Consider the following 26,964-nt stretch of genomic DNA (forward strand, 5'->3'; position numbering starts at 1 on the left):
GATCCCACTGCACAAGGCCAAGAGTCGCTCGGTAGGAGTTTCACGCTAACCATGCAGTCCTCAGCAAGCCTGCTTCAGCGTCAGAAGCAATCGTTCGTTTTGACACCGCAAATGATGGAGTCAATTCGCCTGCTGCAACTGGCGCATCCCGAACTGCATCAGTTCGTCGAGCAGGAAATCGAGAAGAACCCCTTTCTGGAACATGCATCAAACGATGGCCGGGCGCCGAAGGATACTCCGTCGATCTCGGCCGAAAACCCCCACATCGGACCGACGACGGGCGGAATATCGGATCGGGCCTCGGAGTGGAAATCAATCCGCGGCAAAAACAATGTCGCAACGGGGGGAAACAATGCTCTCGAAGATACCTGCACGTCCACCGAAACACTGCACGACCATGTCGCTCGTCAGATCGCTCTCAGCGCATTCGCGCCGCTGGAGCGGCGAATAGCTGGCGAGCTTGCCGGTTATCTGGAAGACAACGGGTACGTTCAGGTGAACCTTTCGGAACTAGCCAGCAGCCTGAATGTCCGGGAGGCTGACGTGGAACGGGTTCTCGGAACCTTGCAGCAGTTCGATCCACCGGGGATTTTTGCGCGAACTCTCAGCGAATGCCTTGAGATACAATTGCGGCAGCTAGACAGGTTCGACCCGGCGATGGCAGCGCTGGTCGCCAATCTTGAAGCGCTAGCGCGACGCGATTTTCAGGCATTGAAGCGCCACTGCGGTGTCGACGAAGACGACCTTCTCGATATGTTGCACGAAATCCGCGCGCTCGATCCCAAGCCTGGAAACCGATTCCAATCCGGAGGGCCTGAAGCGATCATACCCGACGTCTTGGTCCTGCCCTCGCCCGCAGGCGGATGGCAAATCGAACTCAATCCAGACACGCTGCCCAAAGTGCTGATGAACCAAACCTATTTTGCCGAGGTCTCGCGCCTAAGCACGCACAATTCGAAAGATCAGGCATTTCTCAACGAATGCCTCCAAAACGCGAACTGGCTAATCCGCAGCCTTGATCAGCGCGCCAAGACAATCCTCAAGGTCGCGGCTGAAATCATCCGCCAGCAGGACGCTTTTTTGGAACACGGCGTCGACCACCTGCGGCCTCTCAGTCTCAGGACTGTCGCGGATGCGGTCAACGTGCACCAGTCGACGGTAAGCCGGGTGACGTCGAACAAATACATGCTGACCCCGCGTGGCGTGTTCGAGCTGAAGTATTTTTTCACCGTCGCGATCGCCTCCTTCGAAGGCGGCGACGCGCACTCCGCCGAAGCTGTCCGCCATCGTATCAAGGCGATGGTTACCTTGGAATCGCCCGACGAAGTGCTTTCCGACGACGACATCGCCACCCGGCTCAAGGAAACGGGGATTGACATTGCTCGCCGTACGGTTGCGAAATATCGTGAGGCGCTAAACATCCCGTCCTCCTCGCGACGTCGCCGGGAAAAGCGCGTGTGGCTTCGATGCCAATCAAGCCCGGGCGGCGGCGCCCACGAAAGTGGCTCTTAATCCAATGCGAACCCGTCCTTGACCCGTGCCAAGTGGCTTTGGCCTTCCTCCGGGCCAAAACAGCTTTCGAAATCTCGACACTCCTGACAACTGGGCGCGGTGCATAGCGAAAAGCCTTCAGCCTCGCAGAGCTTACGATAGAAGTACTTCTTCCATTTCATGTTGTTGGTGTTGCCGGCCGCCAGCGCCGGGAAATGCCTGGCGATCAAGCGGCTGAGCTCGGCGCGATTCAAAAGGCCAAGGTCCTGCCACAGATGGTCATTGCGCAAACTACGCCTGGCGATGATCTTGGCGAAGAGGGTGCTCGCCGGATCGCCTGGCCTGGCATGCCCAATGAGCAGGCAGCGCAGAAGCCCTTCCTCCATATCCGGCTCGGGATCAGTGAGCTTTTCCAGCGCGAAGGCGTTGACGGGCATAGCGGGGAAACAGCGTGTAACGAGATCTCGCAGATCGGCGCGCGAAAGGCCGGTTGCTTCGGTCGCGGTCGCCTTGCCGGCCTCAACCTCCTCCAGCGCGAGGTAGATAACACATGCAAGCACATGCTGGTCGAACGCCGTCGCCTGGTCGGTCGGCGGCCATTGGCTGGTGCTTAAACAGCCATAGTGATGTGCGAACGTGGCGCCGTTCTCCTGGTCTTGTCCCCAGCTCATGCAGCTAGCGTGTCGGCCGCAAGGTGGGTCTGGCAGTTCTTCGGGCAGACGCGGCCGCAGGCACCGCAGCCGATGCAGCGGCCGGCATGGTCGACGATCATGACCATGCGGTTGAGTTCGCCGTCGAAGTCGTCGTCCTCGCCCGCGCAGATGCCCAGGATTTCGCCTGCGTCATCGACGCCATGAAGGTGCATGACCTCGCGCGAGCAGACCTTGAAGCAGCGGCCGCAGCCGATGCAGGTCGCGCGATCGATCGCCGTCAGATAGTGCGGCGTCCATGGAGAGCCGTCGCGGGTGACAAAAGCGCCCGTCATTGTGAATTCTCCAACGCCGCGAGCTCTTCCTCTGCCGCATTTAATTCGGCAAAAATCCCGGAGGCTTTCCTGGCGACCGCCTTGATCTCGGTCCAGTTGAGCGGCAGGTCCTCGGCAAGGCCGTGCAATTCCATCTTGGCGGCTCCCGCGCGCGACTGCAGCTTGCGGACCTTCTTCTGCAACATTTCACGGTCTAACATGATCTCCTCCTCGCAAGCCGGTTTTCTTACGCCCGCACCATGTCGGGACGCGCTTCGAAGGCCGCGACCGCATCGCCGGTTTCGTACTGACCTCGGCGAGTTTTCGAAACATCTCGAGCCGAACCGTTGATGCCGATGGTGCATGGGAGACGCTACAGCCAGCTTATGCAATCCCGCGCGGCGGGACGCAGGTCCGTATGTTGCAGCTTCGAGTTCGGCATAAGAGCGGTGGGTCGCAGCGACAATCAAGATCTTGTGCCCGACGTCGACCCGGGGGGTTAGCGCATGCTGGGCGGGAGTCGATTTTGGCGACACCTTTATGCCGGAGAACGCGTATCTGCCGCGGACCCGGCGCGTTGCTTTCCTTCGCTCCAATGATCGCATCAAGCAGGATCTAAATGATCGCGCGGCTGCCGCCTCAGGAGGAAGCCTCAAGCGCCGTGCCGGGAACGCAGGACGAAGCTCATAAAGAATTGCCTGCCTCCCGTTCATCGGCTTACTCGAGAGCGCGGCATGAAGACTGGTCGGCACCAGGCGTGTCGTGGATTCGAAAGATCCGGCGACAGGTTGCGGCCGCTTTTTCAGCAACGGCCCGACAGGATTGCTGGAGAGGCAAGCTGAATTCACGCCGCGTTCAACCGCGTTGCACAGTGGTCTCATCCCACCCCTTTGTCAGCTCCAAGGCCTGCCGTTCGAACAGGCGGCGGTAGATGCCGTCGTGACGGATCAGCATGGCATGGTCGCCCTGCTCGGTGATGCAACCGCGGTCGAAGACAAGCAGCCGGTCGAGTTCCCGCACCGTCGAGAGCCGGTGCGCAATGACGAGCGTGGTGCGCCCGACCATGAGCCGCTCCATCGCCTTCTGGATCAGCACCTCCGATTCCGAGTCGAGGCTCGATGTCGCCTCGTCCAGAATCAGGATCGGGGCATCGGCGAGGAAGGCGCGCGCTATCGCCACACGCTGGCGCTCGCCGCCTGAAAGCTTCACGCCGCGTTCGCCGACCAGCGTAGCGTAGCCGTTCGGCAGGCGCGCAATGAAGTCATGCGCGCTGGCGAGCCGCGCCGCCTGCTCAATGTCGGACCGAGAAGCACCCGGCCGCCCATAGGCTATGTTCTCGGCCAGCGAGCGGTGGAACAGAAGGGGCTCCTGCTGTACGATCGCGATCTGCGAGCGCAGCGAGGCCTGCGTCACCCGCGAGATGTCCTGCCCATCGATCAAGATTCGTCCAGCATCCAGGTCGTAAAGCCGCTGGATGAGCTTGACGAAGGTGGTCTTGCCGGAGCCAGAGGGGCCGACCAGACCGACCCGTGCGCCGGCCTCAATCGAAATCGACAAGTCGCTGTAGAATGGCGACCAATGATTGCCGTAGTGGAAATGGACGCTCTCAAAATCGATGTGACCCTTCGTGATCCGGATCGGCTTGGCGCCCGGAACATCCGCCACGTCGGGCGGCTGGCTGTAGGTTTGGACCAATTCCTCCATCTCATTTACAGAGTGCTGGATGTTGCGCACGTGTTTGGAAACATCACGCAAGTAGCCATACAGGACCGTGAAAGACGCGAGCACCAAGGCGATGTCACCTGGAGTAGCCTGGCCGCGTGACCACACAAATAAGGCATAGCCGATCAAAGCCGCTCTCATCGCAAGAAGCATGATTCCCTGGAATGCACCACTGACCGTCCCGCGCACCCAGGTCCGGCGGGTGCGGTGCCGCCACTTGGAGATGACTTTCTCGAGCCGATAATCTTCCCGCACCTCGGCGCCGAAGCCTTTGACCACCGCGTTACAGCTTATCGCGTCCGCGAGGGAGCCGCCAAACCTCGTATCCCAGTTGTTGGCAAGGCTTGCCGCTGGCGCCACATAGCCGAGCGACAGGATAATAATCAGCGCCACATAGCCAACCGAGCCGCAGGCGATGATCAGCCCCATCATCGGCCAGTACCAGCCGAGCAGAACGCTCGAGCCCACGAGCATGATGAGCGAGGGTAACAACGCGAGAAGGATCGTGTCATTGAAGAGGCAGAGCGCCCACATGCCGCGCGTGATCTTGCGCACCGTCGAGCCGGCGAAGGTTTTCGCATGCCAATCGGTCGAAAAGCGCTGGACGCGATGGAACGCGTCGCTGGCGATGTCGGACATCATGTTCAGAATGAAGTCATTGATGGCAATGAATGCGACGTTGCGCATGACGACGGCGCCGAGTGTGAGCGCAATCAACATTGAAAAGGCCGCAAGAGCCGCATCCCACACGACGGCGTCGGCTGCCGCTCCTTGGGCGACCGCGTCTACGAGCCGTCCGGAATAGAGCGGCGTCAGGACGTCGAGGAGCGTTGCGACAAGCACCGCGATCATAATGATCGCGAGCCGGACCGGCTGCCTGCTCCAGTGGCGTATGGTGAAGGCGAAAACGTCGCGAAAGGCGGCGCCGCGCAGATCGATGTGAAAACGACGCCTGGCTTTATACGAGCGCACCAGGACGCTCGGTCTCAAGAAACCTGGAATGGAAGGTTTGTGTGAGGACGAAAACTTCGCTCGGAACGAGGGTAGCTGATCTGGACCTGACATGCTGCTTTCTTTCCTTCGTTCCATCGATCGCGACGTCATCCGCGAGATGAATATCGGGCACGCGCTGCCTTACGAGGAGAGAACCGCAATAGCCGTGCCAAAGGCTCGGAAAGAAGCTCAGAAGAATTTTCTGCATATTCTTCAATGACAAACGAGATCTCAGCAGGGAGCGGGGCGGAACAGCGCCGTGTCGCGCACCCGACAAACCCGACAGGACGCATTGGTCGCGCGGGCATCCGTGGCGAACGGCCGACAGAATTGCTCCTCACGCGAAGCGGAATTCACGCCCGATTCAATGGCGTTGCGCGTTGAACAATTCCCGCGGATGTCGGACATGCGACATAGCAGTGTTGGACCACCATGCTGTTTTGAAATGATTTCCTTCTTTGGCACAGTCCATGCGTAGCTGTTCGCGAACGCGTCCCGGCCTGAAGGAGAAACAGTCCATGATCCAGCACACCGAAAACGCCGTGGCCAAAAGACCGCGCTTTCTCGGGCCGGCGCAAGGCTGGCGCATCAAGTCGGGGCGGGCGGCCGCGCCGGCTCCAAGAAGCGAGCGGGCCGAGTGTGGCGGCGGCAACTCCTTCGGCTAGCCATCATCATGACAGACCGCGCGTGCGCTTTGCGTGATTGCGCTCAGGAGAAGGATCACATCCATGAGGCCTGTTTATCTGGACAACAACGCAACGACACGGGTCGATCCTGAAGTCGTTCAAGCAATGCTGCCGTTTTTTACGGACCAATTCGGCAACCCTTCGTCGAGCCACGATTTTGGTGCTTCCGCCGGGGCGGCGGTGAGAAAGACGCGCCTGCAGGTGCAAACGCTGATCGGCGCGGAGTTCGACGACGAGATCACGTTCACCTCGGGCGGGACGGAAAGCGACAACGCGTCGATACTTTCGGCGCTCGAGGTGATGCCTGAGCGTATTGAGATCGTGACTTCCGCCGTCGAGCATTCGGCCGTGCTGACGCTTTGCGCCCACCTTGAGAAGACGCGCGGCATCAAGGTGCATAGGATCCCGGTGGATCGCCACGGCCGGCTCGACCTCGACAGCTATAAGGCCGCCGTCACCTCGCGCGTGGCGATCGTCTCGATCATGTCGGCGAACAACGAGACCGGAACGATCTTCCCGGTGGTCGAGCTTGCTGAGTTGGCCAAGGAAGTCGGCGCCCTTTTCCATACCGACGCGGTGCAAGCGGTCGGCAAGCTTGCGATCGACTTGAAATCGGCGGCAATCGATATGCTGTCTCTCTCCGGTCACAAATTACACGGACCGAAAGGGGTCGGCGCACTTTATGTAAAGCGCGGCGTGCGCTTCTCTCCGCTGATCAAGGGGGGCGCCAGGAGGGCAACCGCCGCGCGGGCACGGAGAATACGCCAGGCATCGTCGGCCTCGGCGTGGCAGCCGATCTTGCCTTGAAATTCATGGACGACGCGAACACACGGGTAAAGGCGTTGCGCGACCGCCTGGAGAAAGAACTTCTCCAGCGCATCCCACACACCTTCGTCGCCGGCGATTTACTGAAGCGGTTACCGAACACCGCAAACATCGCCTTTGAACATATCGAAGGTGAGGGCATACTGCATTTCCTCAATCGCGAGGGCATCGCCTGCTCCTCCGGCTCTGCTTGCGCGTCCGGCTCGCTGGAGCCGAGCCACGTCTTGGTGGCGATGAATATCCCCAATAGCGCGGCACACGGCGCAATCCGTTTCTCCTTTTCGCGCAACAATGGCGAGGAGGACGTCGACCGGGTGCTCGAGGTCATGCCCGGGATCGTTAAGAAGCTGCGAGACCTTTCCCCGTCTTCGCCAGCCAGGTCAGAGGACTTCAATCGGTTCCAGGTCTGGGCGACGACGCAACCCCGGCCGCCGTTTCCGGTCAAGGAAAATGCAATGCGCAGTTGTTTCGCTGAAAGCTGTGCCATCGATGTCACCGACATCCTCGCCCGGCTGAAGAGCCTGTCGGCTGCGGAGGAGTTCTTCGCAGTCCTTGGCATCTCTTATGATCCGAAGGTGCTCAATGTCTCGCGGCTCCATATCATGAAGCGCATGGGCCAATACCTCGCTGAAGAGGATTTCGCCGGTCTTCCTGACGGGGTGATCGCCGCGCGGGCGCGTGCGACGTTGGAACGCGCCTATGAGGATTTCGCGACATCCTCGCCACTCACGCACCGGGTCTTCAAGGTTCTCGAAGAGCACGATCCGGACAAACCGGCCACTCGGGACCACACCTTTGTCCCGTTCGATTCGATCTTGAGGCGGTTCGGGACAGAATGAGCGCGACACGGTTGCGACGCGACAATGTCGAAAAGCCGACAAATCCGGTCATCACGACGGCACCTTTCGGAAGAAAACAACCCATCTCAAAGGGGACAGAGCAACGCAAAACGGTTGGCACGAATGATGCTGCGAAGGAGATGAACGCCAGGGCCGCTTGCGGGTTGGAGCCGAGAAGGACGCAATGCACATTGTAATCTGTATCAAGCAGGTGCCGGACTCCGCGCAGATCCGTGTCCACCCGGTGACGAACACGATCATGCGCCAGGGCGTGCCGACCATCATCAACCCTTACGACCTGTTCGCCCTCGAAGAGGCACTTAGATTGCGCGGCGCCCATGGCGGCGAGATCACCGTGCTTACGATGGGTCCGCCGATGGCAGAAGATTCGCTGCGCAAGGCGCTCACCTACGGCGCCGACCGCGCGGTACTCTTGACGGACCGCTGTTTTGCCGGCTCCGACACGCTGGCGACCTCCTTCGCGCTTTCTCGGGCAATCGTGAGAATTGGCGAGACCTTCGGCGCGCCGGACATCGTATTCGCCGGCAAGCAGACGATTGACGGCGATACCGCCCAAGTCGGGCCCGGCATCGCCAAGCGCCTCGGCCTCGTGCAGTTCACCTATGTGGCGAAGATCGCCTCTATCGATCTTGATGCACGCGAGATCACTGTCAAGCGCCGTTCGGAAGGCGGTACACAGATGCTGAGAAGCAGGCTGCCTTGCCTCATCACAATGCTGGAAGGCACCAACGAAATCCGCAGGGGCTCGCTCGACGATGCCATGCGCGCCGCGCGCAGCCACATCGAGAAGTGGAGCGCGGCCGAAGCTGGCATTGAGGACCTCAACAAATGCGGCCTGCGCGGCTCGCCGACGGTCGTCAAGCGCGTTTTCGCCCCTACCACGCGGGCGGAAAAGGCGACGCAGATCGACATGACCGACAAGACGCAGCATGACCTCGCCGACGAACTGATCGCCGCAATCTTCACCCGCCAGCCAGCGCTGGAACACGAACTCGCCTTCGACGGCGGCCAGTGGCGGCAAGGAGAGAGATGTTGAACGCGAACCGCGAAGCCCCTCCTTCCGCCGGCCGTGCCGGCATCAAGAAGGAATTGCCTGAGCACTTTAGGGACTATCGGCATGTCTGGGTTTTCATCGAACTGGAACGCGGCGAGGTCCATCCCGTCTCCTTCGAACTGATTGGCGAAGGCCGCAAGCTCGCCGACAAGCTTGGCATCCAGCTTGCGGGAATCGTGCTCGGACCGCCGGGTGAGGCCACCCAGCATGCCGTTGCCGAGGCCTTCGCTTACGGCGCCGACCTTGTCTACCTCGTCGAGGCGCCGCTGCTTGCCGACTATCGCAACGAGCCTTTCACCAAGGCGATGTCGGATCTGGTCAATACCCACAAACCGGAGATCCTGCTTCTCGGTGCGACCACGCTCGGGAGGGATCTCGCTGGCTCAGTAGCGACGACCTTGCTGACAGGGCTCACTGCCGACTGTACCGAACTCGATGTGGATGTTGACGGTTCGCTCGCCGCGACCCGTCCGACTTTCGGCGGTTCCTTGCTATGCACGATCTATACGCTCAACTACCGGCCGCAGATGGCTACCGTACGACCGCGGGTTATGGCCATGCCACCGCGGACGGATAAGCCAGTCGGGCGTGTCATCCGGCACAAGCTGTCGATGACCGAGGAAGAGATCATCACCAAAGTCCTTGGCTTCAACCTCGATCGCCAATCGGCAAAGGCAAATCTCGCTTACGCCGACGTCGTGATTGCAGGAGGCCTCGGCCTCGGCTCAGCGGAGAATTTGCAGCTTGTGAAGAATCTAGCGCGGGCAATCGGCGCCGAATATGGCTGTTCGCGCCCGCTGGTCCAGAAGGGCTGGATGCCGGCCGATCGGCAGGTTGGCCAAACCGGCAAGACCATTCGGCCAAAGCTTTACATAGCGGCCGGGATTTCCGGCGCCATTCAGCATCGGGTTGGCGTGGAGGGGGCTGATCTGATCGTAGCCATCAACACCGACCCGAACGCCCCGATCTTCGACTTTGCCCACCTCGGCATCGTAACCGATGCGATCCGTTTCCTGCCGGCATTGACGGAAGCCTTCACCCGGCGGCTGTCGCCGCACAGCCACGACAAGCTTGCGAGCTAAGGGAGACGGCCATGATCGAGGAAGAATTCGACGCCATCGTCGTCGGGGCCGGTATGTCCGGAAACGCGGCCGCCTACACTATGGCAAGCCAGGGCCTGACGGTGCTGCAGTTGGAGCGCGGCGAGTATCCGGGCTCCAAGAATGTCCAGGGCGCCATCATGTACGCCGACATGTTGGAGCAAATCATCCCGGATTTCCGGAATGATGCGCCTCTCGAGCGGCATTTGGTCGAGCAGCGATTCTGGGTGATGGACGACACCTCCCACACCGGGATGCAGTATCGGTCGGATGATTTCAACGAGGCGAGGCCCAATCGCTACACGATCATCCGCGCCCAATTCGACAAGTGGTTTTCGCGCAAGGTGCGCGCGGCCGGCGCGACGGTTCTGTGCGAGACGACGGTGACCGAACTCGTCCGCAATGGCCAAGGTAAGGTGATCGGCGTGCGCACCGACCGGGCTGGCGGGCCGATCTACGCGGACGTCGTCGTGCTCGCGGAAGGTGTCAACGGACTGCTCGGTACACGGGCCGGCCTGCGCAAGATGCCGAAGCCAGAAAGCGTGGCGCTCGCTGTCAAGGAAATGCACTTCCTACCCGATGAGGTCATTGAGCAGCGCTTCGGCCTCCAGGGCGACGAAGGCTGCGTGATCGAAGCGGCGGGCACGATCTCCCGCAGCATGGCCGGACTTGCCTTCCTCTACACCAACAAGGAGTCGATCTCTCTGGGCATCGGCTGCCTCGTCTCCGATTTCGCCAAGACAATGGAGAGCCCATACGTTCTCCTCGATGTATTTAAAAACCATCCTTCGATCCGGCCGCTGATCGCGGGCTCGGAAGTCAAGGAGTATTCCGCGCATCTCATTCCCGAAGGTGGCTACAAGGCAATTCCGCAGCTCTTCGGTGACGGTTGGGTCGCGGTCGGCGATGCCGCCCAACTGAACAACGCTATTCACCGCGAGGGTTCGAACCTTGCCATGACTTCCGGTCGCATCGCCGGCGAGGCGATCATTGAGATCAAGGGCCGCAACCAGCCGATGATCAGGAAGAACCTCGCCCTCTACAAGACCATGCTGGACAAGTCCTTCGTAGTCAAAGACCTGCGGAAATATAAGGACATGCCGGCCCTGATACACACCAACTCCCGAAATTTCTTCATGACTTACCCGCAGTTGATGTCGAAGGCCGCGCAGAACTTCATGCGGGTCGACGGCACCCCTAAAATCGAGAAGGAAAAGGCGACCACTGCTGCCTTCATCAAGGCGCGTTCGCGCTGGGGCTGATCAACGATGTGGTCCGCCTGGCACTCGCATGGCGCTGAAGGAGAAACAGGATGACCATCGCCGTGACGAAGCTACGCGTCGAGGAGAAGCTTTACCAGAATCGCTATCTGGTCGATCCGGGCCGCCCGCATATCAAAGTGCAACCCCACGAGAGGCCGAGCGCGAACCTGCTCGCGCTGACACACATCTGCCCCGCTAAGTGCTATGAGCTGAACGACAAGGGCCAGGTGGAAACCACTCCCGACGGCTGCATGGAATGCGGCACCTGTCGCGTGCTGTGCGAGGCCAGCGGTGAGATCGTGTGGAATTACCCGCGCGGCGGCTTCGGGGTCCTCTTCAAGTTCGGATGACTGGCACAAAGAGCGAGAATGAGAGGTTCGCAATTGCGGTCAACATCCGTCAACATCGTTCGCAATTAGCGAAAAGCTGAAAATACTATGTTTCTTTACTCAAAATACAAGAAAGGGCTCGGGAGGAGCACCTTGGACAACCCTTGAGGTGTTTGCATGGCTCACATGCTTCGAGATCAGGTCGGTGAAATTGCATCTCGGAACACCCCGCCTGAACCTGCGGTCGAAGCCGTGCGCAATGCGGACAGCTTGCTCAGGGGAATCTACGAGATATCCAAGCTTCTGACTGCCCCGGCCCGGCTGGAGATTACGCTTGCCAATGTCGCGAATGTCCTCTCCTCGTTTGTGCAAATGCGTCGTGGTGCAATCGTCGTCCTGGACGCTGAAGGTCAGCCGCAGATTAGCGCAACTAGCGGCGGCACTGTGCCTCAATCAGGCGCCGGCAGCGTCGTACCCCAGGCCGTAATAGACAAGATCGCCGCTACCGGAGTGCCGATCGTCATACAAGACACACGCACGTCTGAGCTATTTCAGGCTGATCCTCAATCGAGCAGCGATACGACCGCAACTGCCTTTATCGGTGTCCCGCTAAAGGCAGAGGAAAAGATCTTCGGGGCACTGTCGATTGACCGCGTCAGGAACGGTACCACCAGGTTCTGCTACGAGGAGGACTTACGCTTCCTGGCCATGGTCGCCAATCTGGTCGGCCGGACCATCCGCCTCCATCGCACTTTAAGCACAGCTCGTCAGCCACTTATCGAGCAACCGAGACCAGAGGAGTCGCTCGACGAGGATAGGACCCGTTCGGCCCCGCGTCCGCATGTCAAGATCGACGGAATCATTGGAGAAAGTCCCGCACTCAAGCAGGTGCTCGAGATCGTCTCGGTCGTGGCCAGGACCAATTCCACCGTGCTTCTGCGAGGCGAAAGCGGTACCGGCAAGGAGTTCTTTGCGCAGGCCATCCATAAGCTTTCACATCGAAGTGAGAAATCCTTCGTCAAATTGAACTGCGCCGCACTGCCCGAAAGTGTTTTGGAATCGGAGCTCTTCGGGCACGAGAAGGGCGCCTTCACCGGGGCTATCCTGCAGCGCGCCGGCCGGTTCGAATTGGCGAATGGCGGAACCCTGCTGCTTGATGAAATCGGCGAGATTTCGCCTGCCTTTCAAGCCAAGCTGTTGCGCGTCTTGCAGGAAGGAGAACTGGAGCGAGTGGGCGGCACTAGGACCCTAAAGGTTGATGTGCGGCTCATATGCGCCACCAATAAGGACCTCGAGGCGGCTGTCCGGAATGGAGAGTTCAGGGCCGACCTTTATTACCGCATCAATGTGGTGCCAATAGTCCTGCCTCCCCTCAGAGAACGGCCGGGCGATATTCCACGCCTTGCGAAAGCTCTCCTCGACCGATTCAACAAGGAGAACCATCGCGATCTTGCCTTCACGCCGTCGGCGCTTGACCTGATCTCGCAATGCTATTTCCCTGGCAACGTGCGTGAGTTGGAGAATTGTGTGCGACGGACGGCTACACTTGCGCGTTCAACGACAATAACTCCGTCGGATTTCGCCTGCCAGAACAGCCAGTGCCTTTCTTCGCTTCTGTGGAAAGGAGTCGCCCGTTCACATGGCGGCTATGCCGTCGACGAGTCCGCACGTGGCAATATGATGCCGGTTGCATCGCCGATGCCTGCCCCGCGAGTCGGCGCCTCACAGGATGAGGCATCGCCCGGCAAGACCTGCGACCCCAACCATCCCGCCTGCCCTGCAATGAACCCGCGTCTGACGGAACGCGACCGGCTGATCGATGCGATGGAGAAGGCCGGCTGGGTTCAGGCCAGGGCGGCTCGTGTCCTCGGTCTCACGCCGCGCCAGGTCGGCTATGCTTTGCGCCGGCATCGTATCGGCGTGAAGAAGTTCTAAACGTCATTGATGACATCACATTTGGGGTACGGTTGCTCCCCGCAACGGACGTAACTGAGACAACACGGTACGTTTCGCGACCACGTTTTGTTGTTGTCGGGGACCTGACAAACCCGTGTCGCAGGAAACTGACACAATTGGGCACAAAAGGCCGACGTAAGAGCCAACATAATGGATAAAGACCGCTTTTCGAGTTGGCATATCTCTTGCGCTCTGAAGTGCGATGTTCACACCACGCACGGAGCCGGTCGATGTCCGCACCGATGATTTCGCCACAGGACCTTTCCGGCACGACATTTTTCGATCAGTCGCCGGCGAGAGCGAAATCCACTGGTTGCGCATCTTCATCCTGCGGCTCCTCCGCAAAACCGCACGAGATGGACACAGCTGTCTGGGAGAAGATCAAGGATCATCCCTGCTTTTCAGAGGAAGCGCACCACTATTTCGCGCGAATGCATGTGGCGGTCGCCCCGGCGTGCAATATCCAGTGCAACTACTGCAATCGCAAATATGACTGCGCCAACGAGAGCCGGCCCGGGGTCGTCTCGGAAAGACTGACGCCCGACCAGGCGCTGCGCAAGGTGATCGAGGTCGCCAACGAAGTGCCGCAGCTTTCCGTACTTGGCATCGCCGGACCGGGCGATGCCTGTTACGACTGGAAGAACACAAGGGCGACATTTGAACGGGTCGCCAAGGAAATCCCCGATATCAAGCTGTGCATCTCCACCAACGGGCTCGCGCTGCCAGACCACGTCGCCGAGCTTGCCGAAATGAATGTCGATCACGTGACGATCACCATCAACATGGTCGACCCGCAGATCGGTACCAAGATCTACCCGTGGATCTTCTATGATCACCGCCGTTATACCGGCGTCGAGGCAGCCACGATCCTGCACGAACGACAGATGTCGGGGCTGGAGATGCTGACGGCGCGCGGCATCCTGACCAAGATCAATTCGGTAATGATCCCCGGGGTGAACGACGAGCACCTGATCGAGGTGAATAAATGGGTCAAGGAGCGCGGCGCGTTCCTGCACAATGTCATGCCGCTGATTTCCGACCCGGCACACGGTACGCATTACGGCCTGAGCGGGCAGCGCTGGCCCAAGGCAATGGAGCTGAAGGCCCTTCAGGATCGTCTCGAGGGCGGCGCCAAGCTGATGCGCCACTGCCGGCAGTGCCGGGCCGATGCTGTCGGCCTGCTCGGCGAGGATCGCGGCCAGGAATTCACGCTCGACCGGCTTCCCGACAAGGTCACCTACAACGCCAGCAAGCGCGAGACCTATCGGGCGGTGGTCGCGCGCGAGCGGGGCGATCGCATGGCGGCCAAGAGCGAGGCGCTCGGGATGGTGAAGACCGCGAGCTCCGGCAAGTCGCTTCTTGTCGCGGTAGCGACCAAGGGTGGCGGCCGCATCAACGTGCATTTCGGCCATGCGAAGGAATTCCAGGTTTATGAGGCCTCGCCGAAAGGGATCAGCTTCGTCGGTCATCGCAAGGTCGAGCAGTATTGCCTCGGCGGCTGGGCCGAGGACAAGAGTCTCGACGGCCTCATCTCTACGCTCGAAGGCGTAGACATCTTGCTGTGCGCGAGAATTGGAAATTGCCCAGAGGATCGACTCAAGGAAGGCGGCATCCGAGCAACGGATGCTTACGGGTATGACTACATCGAGACCGCCATCGGCGCGCTTTACGCCGCCGAATTTGGGGGCGAGCCACTGGCGGCGACGGCCTGAGCCGTCTCATTCCAACCGAACCGGAGTTGAAAATGGCCTTTAAGATCATCGCTTCCCAATGTACCCAGTGCGGCGCTTGCGAGTTTGAATGCCCTTCCGGAGCGATCAAGTTCAAGGGCGAGGCCTACGTGATCGATCCGAAAAAGTGCACCGAATGCGAGGGGGCCTTCGAAACGCAGCAATGCGCCTCGGTATGTCCGGTGTCGAAGACTTGCGTCCCCGCCTGAACCTCCATTTCGGCCACCGACACGGTCGAGGCGCCTGCGCCGGACCATTGATCCGCTGTTGAAAAGCTGCAGCCGCGAGAAAGGAACGGCCATGAGCCTCGGACGCGATCAGGACGTCGAAATCCGTTCACCCCCGCGATTCATGCCGGGTGAGCGTGTCCGCGCCATTCGCCACGTAAAAAATGACGGCACCTATCCTGGCAAGGAGATCGGCGAAAACCTGGTGCGCAAGGGCGATCAAGGCTATGTGCGCGACATCGGCACCTTTCTCCAGCAGTTCTACATCTATGCGGTGGAATGGGTCGATCGCGGCACCGTCGTCGGCATGCGTGCACGTGAACTCATGAGCCTTGATACGGCTGGGATTGCTTGCACTGCCGAAATCGGCGCTGGGTTTGACGAAGGAACGGCCGGATGAAGGTAATGATCCGCAGGACCGGTGCTGGCTTGTCGGCATATATTCCCAAAAAGGATATCGAAGAGCCGATCATCAAGGTCGACAACGAACACTTATGGGGTGGAGCTGTGACGCTGAAGAACGGCTGGCGGTTAGTCCTGCCCGACCTTCCGCGGGATACGCCTTTGCCGATTACCGTGGAGGCAAGGAAGATTTCCGACGAGGACTGACCGTCGGGTTGACACAAGAGAGCGGCAAAGGGATACGAGCATGAACACAATGACCTCAGGCCACCTCGTGGTCGTTCGGGACAGTTTTGCCGAAAGGCAGCTTGACCTTTTGAAGAAAGCGCTCGCGGCCGACGAGGTCATCCCCTATCTCGGCCCAGGTCTGCTTGAGATCCGCTCCGCGGGACCGCCCGTACCGCATACCCCCGAAGCCGTTGCCGCAGCGCTCAACAAGCGCACGCCGGCCCCTTCGAAGATTCGCACCAACATGTGGTCGGTAGCGCAGTATATCGAACAGCGCCGGCACCGCCGGACCCTTCAAGTTTGGATGGCCGAAATATTCGCGGCCCCAGTGGTGCCGACCATCTTGCATGCCTGGCTTGCAACGCTGCCGCTCTCCGTGATCGTCGACAGCTGGTACGACGGTGCCATGCGCGCGGCTCTAATACAGGCCCGCCGAACGGACGTCGTCGAAATACAGGGCGTGACACGGGCGCACGAGATCGGTGACATTTGGACGAAAGCCTACGATTTGTCCGGGATATTACTCGAATCCGCACCAGCGGCGAAGACGGTTCTCTACGCCCCTCACGGCGGTGCCAGGCCGGCCGCAAACTTCCTCGTGGCAGATTCCGACTACGTTGAAGTGCTGAGCGAAATCGACATCCAAACGCCGATCCCTGACCTGGTGAAGGAACGGCGAGCCAGCCGTGGTCTTTTCTTCCTCGGCTGCCGCTTCAACGATCAGATGCTACGCACCTATGCCCGACAGATTATGAAGCGCTCTCATGGCCCACATTTTGCGGCAATCGATACAGCAACGCTGACCAGGAACGAGCGGCGCTTCCTTGCAGAAAGGGCAATCACGGTCATTGACATGCCTACGGGTCAAGCGGCGGCCCGTCTGGTCGGACTGGGCAAGACATTGCATGAAAGCAAAAGTGCAATCGCTTGATCCATTCCCAGACGGAGAGCACGGCCGTCAGCTACACCACCTAGGGGACACGATCCCACCTGCGGCTGCGAGCAGCATACATCCACGTCCGCCATTACCGCATGTACCGCCTTGCCATAAGGCATGCCCCGAGCATGGCGGGCCCCGGTTGGCGTTCGTAGCGATGCCAGGTTCCTAAGCTGCGGCAGCAGTTCTAACTGGCGGCTTGAGTCGACGGCGCTCACGCACAGCCTCCAGGTGCGGCCGGTAATGCGGCCCATTTGGGCAAGGTTCCGACTGATCCTCTGCATCGCCGGTCGCGGATAGGTCCGGTTTGCACCGTTAGCGCAGGCCAATATTGTGGCCGCCTAGGCGTGTATGCGTCCCTCTCTTCTGTTTGGCCTGACTGAACAAGCTTGCACCCGGTCGGCCGCGCAGTCCAACCAGGATGCGTGCATCAACGTCAAGCCGCATGAACGCGCAGAAAATCCTCATACATCGCTCGCAACCCGACACCAAGGGAGGTTTTGGCTTTCCAGCCAAGATTGCGCATGCGCGTTACGTCCAGTAACTTGCGCGGAGTACCGTCTGGCTTCGCCGTGTCGAAAACCAAGTTGCCCTCCCCGTGGAGGATCACATTATCAATAAAGTCCAGGTGTTCGTCGGAGAGATGGGGATAGAAGGGATCACGGGTGCCACTCGCGACAGGTTCACCTTGGAGCGGGTCGGCCCCGTGCTGCTCAAAGCTCACTTGCCGGGCCTTGCCCGCATCCGGCAAGAGGTTATAGCGGCCCGAGAAAGAGAGCATCGCGTCAGGCACGCGTTGGGCCCCATGGAAGAAGCCTTTGGGGACGGCGAATGAAACGTTTATGGAGTGCGCAGCCGGGAGCTCAGGCCATGCGGAGCGCGCGGCCTCCGCATGCAGCCTTCCGATGTGTTCGGACCCTGTCCCTTGAACGGGTACCCCTTCCAATGGCCATCCACCCAACTGCTGCATGGGGAGATGCATCGGCACGCGGCCGCCTGAAACGCCGACTTCGCTGAGCGGCTGCTGAGTGACGGCGGCTTGCGGCGTATTGAGGGCCCTCTGCATCTCCGCTGGCCGCAACTGTGCCGCGGAATGTTCATTGTTGATGACCCACCCGGTTGGCAGGTGGTCGCCCTGGCCCGGATCCGGTGAGGGCCGGATCTGCTGTCGGCTGGCAGTTAATTCTGGCGGGGCGGCGGCCTCAACCCCGGCGTGCCCAGAGGCGGTCGCTGCGAAAGCGTCCGCCACGATGCTGTTGAGGTCACCCGGTCCAGCGGGCATCCTTGGGCCACTGAAAAAAGACGAGGCGGCTTGACCATCCTGCGCTTGCTGAAGCACTTCGCGGAACCCCTGTTCCAGCCGCAGAAGCTCCTCTGGATTGGTTGGCGATTCGTCAGCTTGATCGAACAGCCTCCGGGCCTCGGCAAGGTGCTGCTCAACGCCCATTTGCCGCGCCTGGACCGCTTGCCCCCCTCTTCCACGCCGGCGTCCTGCACGGAAGCTGTCACACGGGATGGATTGCGATTTAGCGGGTCCATACTAGCCTCACATCAAACTGTATCGTCAAAGTCGCTGCGTCAATTCAGGCAGCGGGTCATCGAGTTGAGATTCTGCCGAGAGCCCCTCGTCTGCTATCGTCAAGGGTGCCGGCTCCGGGAGGACGCCCGCCTGGCTTTCGAAGATGCGTTTCAGAATGCGATCCGAAAAATATCGCACCTTCCTCAATTTCAATGGTGGCAGACCTTTGATGAGCACAATCTCGTAGTCGTCATCGAGCAGCCGAACCTGTTCCGGACGCAACAGCGGTGCACCTTGATTTGACTTCTGAATGTTCCAGTCGAACGTTCGCGCTTGGCTGTAGGAAATCGATTTGGCTTCAAACGTGTATTCACCGATGGCCTTCGAAATGTAGTTCGGAGTCTCGTCATCGGCAGTCGCCATGAACACTTGCAGGCCCGTATTGCTGAGAAAATTCTGCTTGCCAGCCTCACCATAGGCCCCCGTCAGTGCCGAGAGGCTTTGGATGATGAGCATAAAGCGACCCTTGTAGCCGGCGATGGTCGTAATTGCGGTCTCGATCGCCTCCAGCTTACCCAAGTGTTTGAATTCATCGAGCAGAAACAGGACTTCGTATTTTTCATCCTGGCGAGGCATCGACCGCTGTAGAATTGAAACGACTTGCTGAAAGAACAGGCGGACCAAAGGCGCGACCACCTCAAGATCGTTCGGACTAACGCAAAGATAGATGCACGTTCTGCGACGGCGAAGATCATAGACCGAAAAATCTGAGCGACTTGTCGCTGCCTTTACAGCGGGATCCGCCCACAAATTGAGCCCGCCATCGCCAAGGACGGACGTGTAGGAAGTTAGGATTTTTGTATCGTTCCCAGCCATGTCGTCGAAGATGCGTTGCGCTTCTTTGTTCCGGGTTTCCATGGCGAGTCGCGCGAAGAGCTTAAACTTCTCCCCCGGCTGGGCGAAGAGGTCATAGACGGCGCCGATTGTTGGCGTGCCCCGCTCGATGCAGGCAAGGATCCCCGCCACAAAGAGATCTCGCGCGCCGTTGACGAAACCTTCGGCGCCCTCCCCCTTCGCCGTAATTAGGTTTGCCGCCAAGCGGCGGGCCTCGGTGAATTGCTGCTGCGGAGGCAGCGCAATAAGGTCCAATAACGGATTAAAGCAATTCGTGCGCCGCTCAGAATCCAGCGGCGCAAATTTGAACACCTCGGCGCCGGCAGCCTGGCGCGCCCTCGAGGTAAGCTCAAAGAGCTCCCCTTTGACGTCGAGAGCTATAACCGAGCCCTTGAATGTAAGTAGCGTTGGAATGACTATGCCGACGCCCTTACCAGCACGGGTCGGTGCGACGATAAGGCTGTGAGGCTGCTCGCCATTGGTTAGGTAGTAGCCAGGCCAGAAAGGGCCACTCGTCTTGCCAAATACCGGGCCTGTTACGCCACGGTATCGTCGTAGAAAACCCGGGCGTCTCATCTCATCCACTCGCGCCCAGCGCGCCGTCCCGTGATGTTCGAGGTTGCGCCGTGTTACGATCTGCTGAATCAGCAACACCACCGCGGACGTTGAAAGCACGATAGCTACGCCCCGATAGAAGACGGGGGTCGCGAAACCCAGATAGAAGGGCGTCTCAAACCAAAAGGCCCGGACGTCAAACGTCATCAAAGCCGCGCCGCTACGCCAGTGGCGGAACGTCGCGTACAAACTTGCCGCGCAGAAGCCCAAGGCGAGCGAGCACGCGATGCTAAGAGCTATGTTGGGGGTCGTTTTTGTTGAAGCCATCGTTCGGTAGCTAATGCTGCGCTTGCTTTCAGACACTGAACCGACGTCCCGATGTCGCCGCTCGACAGATCAATGCCGGAGCGGGGGGATGCTTGCATCGCACCACCCAGCAGACGTTGTTTTTGAAAGTTACCCTAAAGCAGGTGCGTCAACGGCCAGCGAAGTGGAAAGGGCAAGGCCGTGCACGGATCGGGCAGTAAGCGTCACTTACCACGGCCAAGACCTCAACGGCCGGAGCGATCTCTGCTTCTGGAAGCAGCCATTAGATCCTCTCGGGCGTGATTGTAGGCTTGGCTTATGGACTGCCCGACTTGGCCACCTCGCCGCAGCTGTTCATGGGAGGTTTGCGGTCCTACTGTATCACGGACTGAAGCCGCAATACCTGCTATGCGGTCGTCCAAATTCACACTCCGTTCCTCTGCTGCATGCCGCGGCGGAGGCATGTTCTGCAACAGGCCATGCAGGTCGGGAAGTGAGTTAGCTTGCGCTTGCTGATTTGCGTCCAGCTGGTGATACGCGGTCACAATGGCATTTTGGGCGGTCACCTTGACCATGTGGTGCTGATGAGGATCAGCAGCCAATTCAATGGCCTGCTCAAAAATGCGCGATTTATTTTGGTCATTAAACTTACTGAAGTTTTGCGCCACAAACATAACCCCTAGAGCTTGCTCCATTGGGTCCATGTTGCCAATGCGATTAACAAGAGCAGTCTGCTTCTGGGGCCCTAGAAAATGGCCTACATTACTAGCCGCTTGGACTTGGAACAATGCTACATCATCCGAGTTGAACCCCAGCCCGGCCGTCAATCTGTCGACCAGATCGTTGGCTGCTCGTCCGAGCTGGTTGTTGCGCCTATCAAATCTGCCGAGGTCAGATTCTTGCCCGGGTGCCACGTCCTGAACGGCACGTCGCATTTGCCTCTCGGCGGATTTGAAGCTCCCAAGATCGCGTGCTGTATCGCGCGGGTTAGCGGTTACTAACCGTTCGGCAACATTGGTCAGTGGCCCCCCTGGAAGGCCATCGTGGTTGCGCTGTTCCTCGGCCCTCCTCCCGTCGCGGGATGAACTTCCGGCTGCACGTTTTGGTCTGCTATCGCGATCCATTGATCGGCCTCCAAAGGCGTTTCTCTACCCCATGAGGTTACCACCCAAGCTTGATCTGCTAAACCAATATGGTGTTACACTTGTAGTCTCGCAGAGGCTTCTCCCCGCTCTCTGCGTCACGCCGAGAGCCGGTCTAAGCCAAAGAAATATGATGAAGTTGGCCTCAAAGGCATGCATGTTTCGCAGCCTGACGGCACGAATGGCACGGCAGATGCGGCCTCTTTCGCCTGCTCCTACCGCCGTTGGAAAACCCCGGCATGATGTCGTCCGCAGCAGCTTCTCCTATATGCTCGAGCGTTTCGATGACGACCATCGCCTTTTCCAGCCAATCACCCGGGCTGTCCTCCTCCCCTTGCAAGCAAATCAGTCGCGACCCGCTCGGCTATTTGCACAGCCCCGCGCGCAACGCCGCCCCTCCTCGACGCCGCCTGTCGTGCAGCGGCAGTCGGGGCCAGCGCTGGCGACCGGGGCCGGTCCGTCCGTCCTGCCCGCGGGCTAGACCGAGCGAGCCGATCGCAGCTCTAGACGCAATCGCGACATCTTCAATTTCAATGCCTTGGGCCGCCGGGTTCTCTCAACGAGAAGTGCCAGCTCCGGAGCAACATGATTTGTCGCGGCGCTGCTTGCAACCGGATGAGAACAGGCCGCTGCGCCTGTGGATACCTCATAACGAGGCATTGTTGGCCCGTGTTATGGAGGTTGATCGGTTGCGATTGTCGCAGCGCCCCAGCAGTGCGACGATCTCGCGATCGGTTTAGATATGTGGCGTGGCCGCCGCGCCTCGCCGAATATGGTAGTTGCTGGAAATAGGTTGCCGGATCTAGGCGGTTCTCATTTTCGGCAAAGGGTCGCCGCCCTTACAGGCAAACTCGTCCCGTTTCTGGAGGGTATGAAGGACAATCTCTGCGGCAAACCAACGCAAGCTCAGTCGATTCGGTCACTATAGGGAGGCAAGTCTTGCCGCCCTGGCTGATCGCGATTTCAGCGCTTACCTCGCCACCCGATGCACCAAGCACTCTGCCGAAGGCAGATCGCGCTATCCGGCGCGCGCCAACGGAAACGCATATCCCTTTGCCGGGGGCGCCGGTTACCCTGCATCGCCCCTCGACGGCAGGACTCACAAAGAGAGGGTCAGTTCCTCGCGCCGTCAGGGTCAGTTTCCCGCTTCGACCGTCACCCATCCACCGGCCATGCTGGTTCTAACAGGCCTGTTGGCGGGAGCGGGATGGCGCGCAAAAGCTGTAGCTGAAGCATTCGAAGCCGTTCTGCGCTCCGCATTTGCGGGCAGCCTCCTTGCCGGCTTGAGCCGCTGATCGGAACGACGGGGCCGTATCCCGAGCGGGCACCAGCGTGAGCGGCTCGCCCAATGCGAGCTTGGGTCGCTTTGATTCCCCCTCTGGCCTGATCCGGCCCGAGATGCGTCTCCCCTGCCGGCCGAGACCGCCCCAAATCCCTGGCTGTGTAGGTCTTTGGCGGGCTGCGAAATCGGGAACCAGTATCGATCAATAGAGCGGATCAGCTTGCTTTTGAAGCACGCCATTTGCAGTTCGGGCATAGCACCTGCTTCCTCGAAGCAAGAGCTGCAGGGTGGATCGATCCGGCACCGACCCTTGCGCAGGGGGCTGGGTTTGAGCCGGTGCCGGACCGAACCGTCTCAGGCAACGCCGGCTACCTCGTGGAAAATTAGGTTCACTGCGCGGCTAAACGGTGGCGATGTGTGTCAGGGAATCACCGTTTCCAACACGCGCCTGTCAAATGTGACCAGACGTTGAAGAAGGAGACTGAGGCGGAGATCCTCTGGCAGGAGGACATCGAGCCGGACGTGCTGGTGCACGGCGACTTCGAACGAAACGACATGGTGCAGCATTTCGGCGAGCAGCTGGTGTCCGGTCTGCCTTCACCCAACGCGGCTGGGTGCAAAGTTATTGCCCCAGCCACCTGCGCTCTCCCATCTTCGCCCGACGCATCGCGGCCCGATCCGATGACGTCGCGCTGGTGGCAATTGGCCCAGTCAATGACGGAAATCAAATGCTCACGCGCCCGACGCGTTCGCTATTTTCTCAAGATCTGCGATTGAGGTCGAGGTGTTGTCGCCGTTTCAGCGGGTAAGACGGGATAAGATATCTCGGGTAGCTTTCCGGTCAGTGAACTAAGGAAGGCAACGATCCGGTCGACTTCGTATCCCGTTAAGTCTTCGCCGAGCTGGGTGGTCCCCATGGTGGCGACGGCCTGTCTCAGGTCCCAAACCTTGCCCGAATGAAAGTACGGCGCCGTGATTGCTACGTTCCGCAGCGGTGCCACGCGGAAAACATAGGAATCGTCAGCTGCATTGGTGACGGCAAATCTGCCCTTGTCGTACTCGGGCAGAACATCCGCGCTGGGCTTCTCAACGAGGCCGAATGGGTAATACCCTTCGCCTCCAACGTTAATACCGGAATGGCAAGACGAGCAGCCCTTTTCGATGAAAAGCGCCAGGCCCTGTTTCTGTTCGGAACTGATGGCGGCATCATTGCCATTGAGAAAGGCGTCGAAGGGGGCCGGCGTGATCAGTGTCGCCTCATAGGCTTCGATTGCTTTAGCAACGTTATCGAAGGAAATGCGATCCACTTCATCCGGGAAAGCAGAATTGAACCACTCGACGTACTGCGGCATCGACTTAACCGTGTCGATGACTTGATCCGGTGTGTTGGCCATTTCGGCACCGGCCTGTATGGGTCCTTTGGCCTGAGCCTTCAGGTCCGCGGCGCGACCATCCCAAAACTGCCCTTTGTTGAAGACAGCATTAAATACCGTCGGCGCATTGCGCGATCCCATCTGCCAACCGTGGCCTATCGACGTTTCGCGATTGTCGTCGCCTCCGGTCGCCAAGTTATGGCACGAGTTGCACGAGAAGACGCCTGACGAGGAGAGGCGCGGATCGAAGAACAGTGCCTTGCCGAGGGCAATCTTCTCCGGTGTGATCGGGTTGTCGGCGACCGCCGGCCTGGATGGCAAAGGCTTGAATGTGGCCAGTGCCATTTGTCTGAGATCTACTGGGATCAGTTGCGCAGCAACTGCAGTGGCCACCAGAAAGGCAAGGGCCGTCGCAGTGAATAGCATTTTCATAAATGGTTTCCTTGCGGTGAGCAGGCAACCATTCTCCACATGCGGTTCGCTGACGCCTTGCGCTAGATCAGCGGATCGAGCGAATCTGGCCTGCCGACCGGGCTCTTCGGCATCGAGCCGCAGCCTGAACGGCGACCATGAAATTCCGGCCCGCTCTCGCTACTGCAAGGCGATCCCAGCGATCTTTGGGCTGACGCCAGTGCTCGATGAGTCGGGCGAAAACCACCGCATTGGCCGGAACTCCCGCTGCGGCGACGGCATGACGCGAACGCTGCTTTACGAAGCCGCGCAGGCACTGCTAACGCGCATGACGAAATGATCCTGGCTGAGGGCGTGGGCGATGAATGTGCAGGCGGCGCGGCCGACAGAAGGCCATGCTCGCATTGGCTCGCCGGCTGGCGGTGATCATGCATCGCATGTCACGCGACGGCACAGAGTTTCTTTGGAAGCGACAAGACATCATGCCGAAAGCTGCCTGGTCGTGCGCCCGACCATTGCAGCCTGCCGGCGCGTGCAGTGGGCCTGTCAAGGGCAAGTCGCGGCGCACTCTGACCTTCGGCCACCCTTGACCGGCCACTTGCGCGTGACGGCCGAGCCGAAACCAGGTAGCGACGGTCGAACACGGGAGATGAAACATGGTCGCAGAGCGAGCGTGACAAGGATGACCCCGTAGGGTTCCACCAGCCGGTGGAAAGAGCGTCGCGGGAAGATCAATGAGGTGAGTTCGCGAGGGTTGCAGTACGATCGCATCACACGATCAGGACACTTCCGAGATTGTTTCCGCTGATTCCTTCTGATTCCCGTCAAGGCGACGGTCGCGCGCCGATCCCGCAGAGAAGCAAGACCAGCGAAAGACCTCAGATGCCCGCGAAGCGGAAAAGCTCAAGAAGCGCTGACTTCAACACGCCGAAAAGCAATCCTCGCTTTTGATCGCACGAAGGGCGGGCCATCGTTCTCCGCCTGGGAACATGACGTCTAATAGCTAGTAAAGACGTGGGTACGATCCCAGAATCCTAATGCCATCGATCGCCGCCAACGCAGCCAGCGCCGGGTTCGTCGAAACATGTCCAGCGACATCGATGACATACTGATGGGTGTCCAGTCGCTCGCATGTCGGACGCTCATAGATGTTGAGAACGAATAAATTTTCCTTTGAGAACATCTTCAGTACATAACTGAGGTTTTGCTCTGCTTGATGGTCCAAGTACCGTCGGGGCCAATGTACCCGGCCCTCTTGATCCCCGAGGTGTCAATCGCTGGAGGCCGCTTGAATTGCTCGTTCATTCTCCGGCCACACTCGATCGAGAGAGCGTCAGACCCACATCCCAGGAACAAGCACAATGGCGAGGTTCACAGCACAACATGAGAAACCGGGAACCTGCCCCCGCACAACATCTTGTTTCAGTAGGAACTAGCAGCTTCCCACAATCTGCTGCCCCCGCTACGGGATCCATGTTCTTGCCGCTCTTTGCGAGCGGTCGGTGGCACGTCTGCCCGGCTCTTGACGGGCAGACGCAGAAAGTTCAGCCAGCTTTGCTGAGACTGCCAGCGGAGGACTTGCCGGTACGACGGTCCTGTTCGATCTCGTAGTTGATCTTCTGGCCTTCATTAAGGGTCGAAAGGCCCGCTCGCTCGACAGCCGAAATGTGGACGAAAACATCCTGACCGCCATTGTCGGGCTGGATAAATCCAAATCCCTTGGTGCTGTTGAACCACTTTACCGTTCCGGTCGCCATAATCGTATTCCTTTGTAACCATGTCGATGTGAGCAGGCCATAAGCCATTCCGCTTCATATCCGAGATTTCAGGAGCAGCAAAAGCGAAAATGCAAAAGCCCCGCTCAATCGCAAAGCGGCTCGCGACCTCGGGCGTTGGACCAAACGATGAGCGCTCGGACAGCGTCGGCGACCGAATACGCATCGCTCCGGTCTGCGATTCAACGTTATTACAACCCCAGTTTCCTCTTGAGTTCCGCGTTCTCCTTGCGCAAGCGTTCCGCGAGCAGGCTCTTCAGTCGCTTGTTTTCTTCCTCAAGCGCCACGAGGTCCTTCAGATTGTCACCATCCGATGCAGGCTGCGCAGCCTTCTTCCATTGATAGTAGGTCTGTTCCGAGATGCCGGCCTGCTTTACGGCAGCTTTGTGAGTGGCGCCGCCACTGATAGACTTCTCTATCTGGGCGAGCATCTGGGGACGCTCCTTTGCAGAGTAAATCTTCCGAGTCCGCACGGCCACTGCTGGTGCTTCCTCCGCCTGAGGCGCCGTATTGGCAGCATTCTTCCCAGCAGGCTGCCTAGACTCAGCCTTCGCCTTCCGCAACCGTGCGGCTACCTTCTTTCCAGGCGTCTCCCCTTTGGCTGCCGGTTCCGTTGCAGTTATTACTGATTCAGCGTCCAAGGGATTTGCCATGAGATGCTCCGCTCGCGGTTTCGGCATGGGTTCAGCATCAAGCGCTACGGCACTAGAGTCAACAAGGCGACGATTTGGGAACTCCATCTCCTCTAGTTCCCTTGTTGTCTCGGCCATTGCTGCGGAGAGATCGACATCGCTCCAGATGGAACGACCCCGTTTTTGAGAACTGCGCTTCTGTCTTATCTCCACGGTGAACGGTCGGGTCTGCCGCCTCATAATTTCTTCCTTGTTGGACACGCATTAAGCGGAAGTCGCGGCAGACGACGAACGAACGTCTGGCCCTTC

At 59.4% G+C, this 26,964-nt stretch carries 24 protein-coding genes and 3 pseudogenes; 17 read left to right on the top strand and 10 right to left on the bottom strand.

The window, feature by feature from the left end; all coding sequences use genetic code 11:
* The first annotated feature begins 51 nt into the window (after positions 1 to 51).
* Complete coding sequence (rpoN, locus tag EJ072_RS06725) at positions 52 to 1,512, top strand: RNA polymerase factor sigma-54 (RefSeq protein ID WP_126079044.1); 1,461 nt, start codon at positions 52 to 54, stop codon at positions 1,510 to 1,512.
* On the opposite strand, the gene EJ072_RS06730 is transcribed toward rpoN, so the two are convergent.
* From EJ072_RS06730 to EJ072_RS06745, 4 genes are all read right to left on the bottom strand, one after another.
* Complete coding sequence (locus EJ072_RS06730) at positions 1,509 to 2,162, bottom strand: nitrogen fixation protein NifQ (RefSeq protein WP_126079045.1); 654 nt, start codon at positions 2,160 to 2,162, stop codon at positions 1,509 to 1,511. The two genes, rpoN and EJ072_RS06730, sit on opposite strands and share 4 nt — an antisense overlap.
* Complete coding sequence (fdxB, locus tag EJ072_RS06735; protein ID WP_126079046.1) at positions 2,159 to 2,476, bottom strand: ferredoxin III, nif-specific; 318 nt, start codon at positions 2,474 to 2,476, stop codon at positions 2,159 to 2,161. The genes EJ072_RS06730 and fdxB overlap by 4 nt, the downstream gene beginning before the upstream one ends.
* A complete protein-coding gene (locus EJ072_RS06740; protein WP_126079047.1) occupies positions 2,473 to 2,676 on the bottom strand; it encodes a CCE_0567 family metalloprotein in 204 nt (67 codons plus the stop codon). The genes fdxB and EJ072_RS06740 overlap by 4 nt, the downstream gene beginning before the upstream one ends.
* Positions 2,677 to 3,310: 634 nt before the next feature.
* Complete coding sequence (locus EJ072_RS06745; RefSeq protein ID WP_126083527.1) at positions 3,311 to 5,167, bottom strand: ABC transporter ATP-binding protein; 1,857 nt, start codon at positions 5,165 to 5,167, stop codon at positions 3,311 to 3,313.
* A gap of 73 nt (positions 5,168 to 5,240) precedes the next feature.
* On the opposite strand from EJ072_RS06745, the gene EJ072_RS35835 reads away from it, so the two are divergent.
* The 14 genes and pseudogenes from EJ072_RS35835 to EJ072_RS06805 all read left to right on the top strand — a co-directional run bounded on the left by EJ072_RS35835 (position 5,241) and on the right by EJ072_RS06805 (position 16,760).
* The gene (locus tag EJ072_RS35835; protein WP_189343233.1) at positions 5,241 to 5,390 is read left to right on the top strand and encodes a hypothetical protein; all 150 of its coding nucleotides are present in this window, start codon (positions 5,241 to 5,243) and stop codon (positions 5,388 to 5,390) included.
* A 298-nt stretch (positions 5,391 to 5,688) separates the two neighbouring features.
* The gene (locus tag EJ072_RS35840) at positions 5,689 to 5,835 is read left to right on the top strand and encodes a hypothetical protein (RefSeq protein WP_189343234.1); all 147 of its coding nucleotides are present in this window, start codon (positions 5,689 to 5,691) and stop codon (positions 5,833 to 5,835) included.
* A 63-nt stretch (positions 5,836 to 5,898) separates the two neighbouring features.
* Positions 5,899 to 7,034 (top strand): annotated as a pseudogene (gene nifS / locus EJ072_RS06750) (cysteine desulfurase NifS); the annotation flags it as partial.
* Between the two features lie 102 nt (positions 7,035 to 7,136).
* Positions 7,137 to 7,520 carry a nitrogenase stabilizing/protective protein NifW gene (gene nifW / locus EJ072_RS36645; RefSeq protein WP_126079048.1) on the top strand — a complete coding sequence of 128 codons (384 nt, stop codon included), beginning with the start codon at positions 7,137 to 7,139 and terminating at the stop codon, positions 7,518 to 7,520.
* Between the two features lie 184 nt (positions 7,521 to 7,704).
* Entirely contained in the window at positions 7,705 to 8,577 is an 873-nt protein-coding gene (locus tag EJ072_RS06760; protein ID WP_126079049.1) for an electron transfer flavoprotein subunit beta/FixA family protein, read from the top strand.
* Positions 8,571 to 9,677 carry an electron transfer flavoprotein subunit alpha/FixB family protein gene (locus EJ072_RS06765; RefSeq protein ID WP_126079050.1) on the top strand — a complete coding sequence of 369 codons (1,107 nt, stop codon included), beginning with the start codon at positions 8,571 to 8,573 and terminating at the stop codon, positions 9,675 to 9,677. Before EJ072_RS06760 ends, EJ072_RS06765 begins: the two co-directional genes overlap by 7 nt.
* An 11-nt stretch (positions 9,678 to 9,688) precedes the next feature.
* Positions 9,689 to 10,995, top strand: a pseudogene (locus EJ072_RS06770) (FAD-dependent oxidoreductase).
* A gap of 12 nt (positions 10,996 to 11,007) precedes the next feature.
* Complete coding sequence (locus tag EJ072_RS06775) at positions 11,008 to 11,307, top strand: ferredoxin family protein (protein WP_126079051.1); 300 nt, start codon at positions 11,008 to 11,010, stop codon at positions 11,305 to 11,307.
* 156 nt (positions 11,308 to 11,463) lie between these two features.
* Positions 11,464 to 13,221 (top strand): nif-specific transcriptional activator NifA, encoded by a 1,758-nt coding sequence (nifA, locus tag EJ072_RS06780; protein ID WP_126079052.1) that lies wholly within the window; start codon positions 11,464 to 11,466, stop codon positions 13,219 to 13,221.
* A 251-nt stretch (positions 13,222 to 13,472) separates the two neighbouring features.
* Entirely contained in the window at positions 13,473 to 14,954 is a 1,482-nt protein-coding gene (nifB, locus tag EJ072_RS06785; protein ID WP_126079053.1) for a nitrogenase cofactor biosynthesis protein NifB, read from the top strand.
* A 32-nt stretch (positions 14,955 to 14,986) separates the two neighbouring features.
* Complete coding sequence (locus EJ072_RS06790) at positions 14,987 to 15,181, top strand: 4Fe-4S binding protein (RefSeq protein WP_066993254.1); 195 nt, start codon at positions 14,987 to 14,989, stop codon at positions 15,179 to 15,181.
* Between the two features lie 91 nt (positions 15,182 to 15,272).
* Positions 15,273 to 15,599, top strand: coding sequence for a nitrogen fixation protein NifZ (locus EJ072_RS06795; protein ID WP_126079054.1), 327 nt, complete (start codon positions 15,273 to 15,275; stop codon positions 15,597 to 15,599).
* On the top strand, positions 15,596 to 15,808 hold the full coding sequence (gene nifT, locus EJ072_RS06800) for a putative nitrogen fixation protein NifT (protein WP_126079055.1): 213 nt from the start codon (positions 15,596 to 15,598) through the stop codon (positions 15,806 to 15,808). The genes EJ072_RS06795 and nifT overlap by 4 nt, the downstream gene beginning before the upstream one ends.
* A 40-nt stretch (positions 15,809 to 15,848) precedes the next feature.
* Positions 15,849 to 16,760: an SIR2 family protein gene (locus EJ072_RS06805; protein WP_126079056.1), complete on the top strand. Its 912-nt coding sequence runs from the start codon at positions 15,849 to 15,851 to the stop codon at positions 16,758 to 16,760.
* Between the two features lie 442 nt (positions 16,761 to 17,202).
* Here the strand turns inward: EJ072_RS06805 and EJ072_RS06815 are convergent, their stop codons facing one another.
* From EJ072_RS06815 to EJ072_RS06825, 3 genes are all read right to left on the bottom strand, one after another.
* Positions 17,203 to 18,213: a hypothetical protein gene (locus tag EJ072_RS06815; RefSeq protein WP_245467240.1), complete on the bottom strand. Its 1,011-nt coding sequence runs from the start codon at positions 18,211 to 18,213 to the stop codon at positions 17,203 to 17,205.
* A gap of 117 nt (positions 18,214 to 18,330) precedes the next feature.
* A complete protein-coding gene (virD4, locus tag EJ072_RS06820; protein ID WP_095814941.1) occupies positions 18,331 to 20,061 on the bottom strand; it encodes a type IV secretion system ATPase VirD4 in 1,731 nt (576 codons plus the stop codon).
* Positions 20,062 to 20,285: 224 nt separating this feature from the next.
* Positions 20,286 to 20,975 carry a hypothetical protein gene (locus tag EJ072_RS06825; RefSeq protein WP_245429452.1) on the bottom strand — a complete coding sequence of 230 codons (690 nt, stop codon included), beginning with the start codon at positions 20,973 to 20,975 and terminating at the stop codon, positions 20,286 to 20,288.
* Between the two features lie 1,906 nt (positions 20,976 to 22,881).
* Between EJ072_RS06825 and EJ072_RS06830 the strand changes: the two genes are divergently transcribed.
* Entirely contained in the window at positions 22,882 to 23,241 is a 360-nt protein-coding gene (locus EJ072_RS06830) for a hypothetical protein (RefSeq protein WP_126079057.1), read from the top strand.
* Here the strand turns inward: EJ072_RS06830 and EJ072_RS06835 are convergent.
* The gene (locus tag EJ072_RS06835; RefSeq protein WP_126079058.1) at positions 23,217 to 24,269 is read right to left on the bottom strand and encodes a cytochrome-c peroxidase; all 1,053 of its coding nucleotides are present in this window, start codon (positions 24,267 to 24,269) and stop codon (positions 23,217 to 23,219) included. The genes EJ072_RS06830 and EJ072_RS06835 overlap by 25 nt on opposite strands.
* Before the next feature lie 139 nt (positions 24,270 to 24,408).
* Here EJ072_RS06835 and EJ072_RS36650 point away from each other — a divergent pair.
* Positions 24,409 to 24,724 (top strand): annotated as a pseudogene (locus tag EJ072_RS36650) (transposase); the annotation flags it as partial.
* A 1,068-nt stretch (positions 24,725 to 25,792) separates the two neighbouring features.
* Here EJ072_RS36650 and EJ072_RS06845 read toward each other — a convergent pair.
* Complete coding sequence (locus EJ072_RS06845) at positions 25,793 to 26,005, bottom strand: cold-shock protein (RefSeq protein ID WP_095777381.1); 213 nt, start codon at positions 26,003 to 26,005, stop codon at positions 25,793 to 25,795.
* Positions 26,006 to 26,214: 209 nt separating this feature from the next.
* Positions 26,215 to 26,895 (bottom strand): transposase, encoded by a 681-nt coding sequence (locus EJ072_RS06850; protein WP_245467241.1) that lies wholly within the window; start codon positions 26,893 to 26,895, stop codon positions 26,215 to 26,217.
* Positions 26,896 to 26,964: the final 69 nt, after the last annotated feature.

The organism is Mesorhizobium sp. M2A.F.Ca.ET.046.03.2.1, assembly GCF_003952425.1.
In the GTDB taxonomy this organism is placed as follows: Bacteria; Pseudomonadota; Alphaproteobacteria; order Rhizobiales; family Rhizobiaceae; genus Mesorhizobium.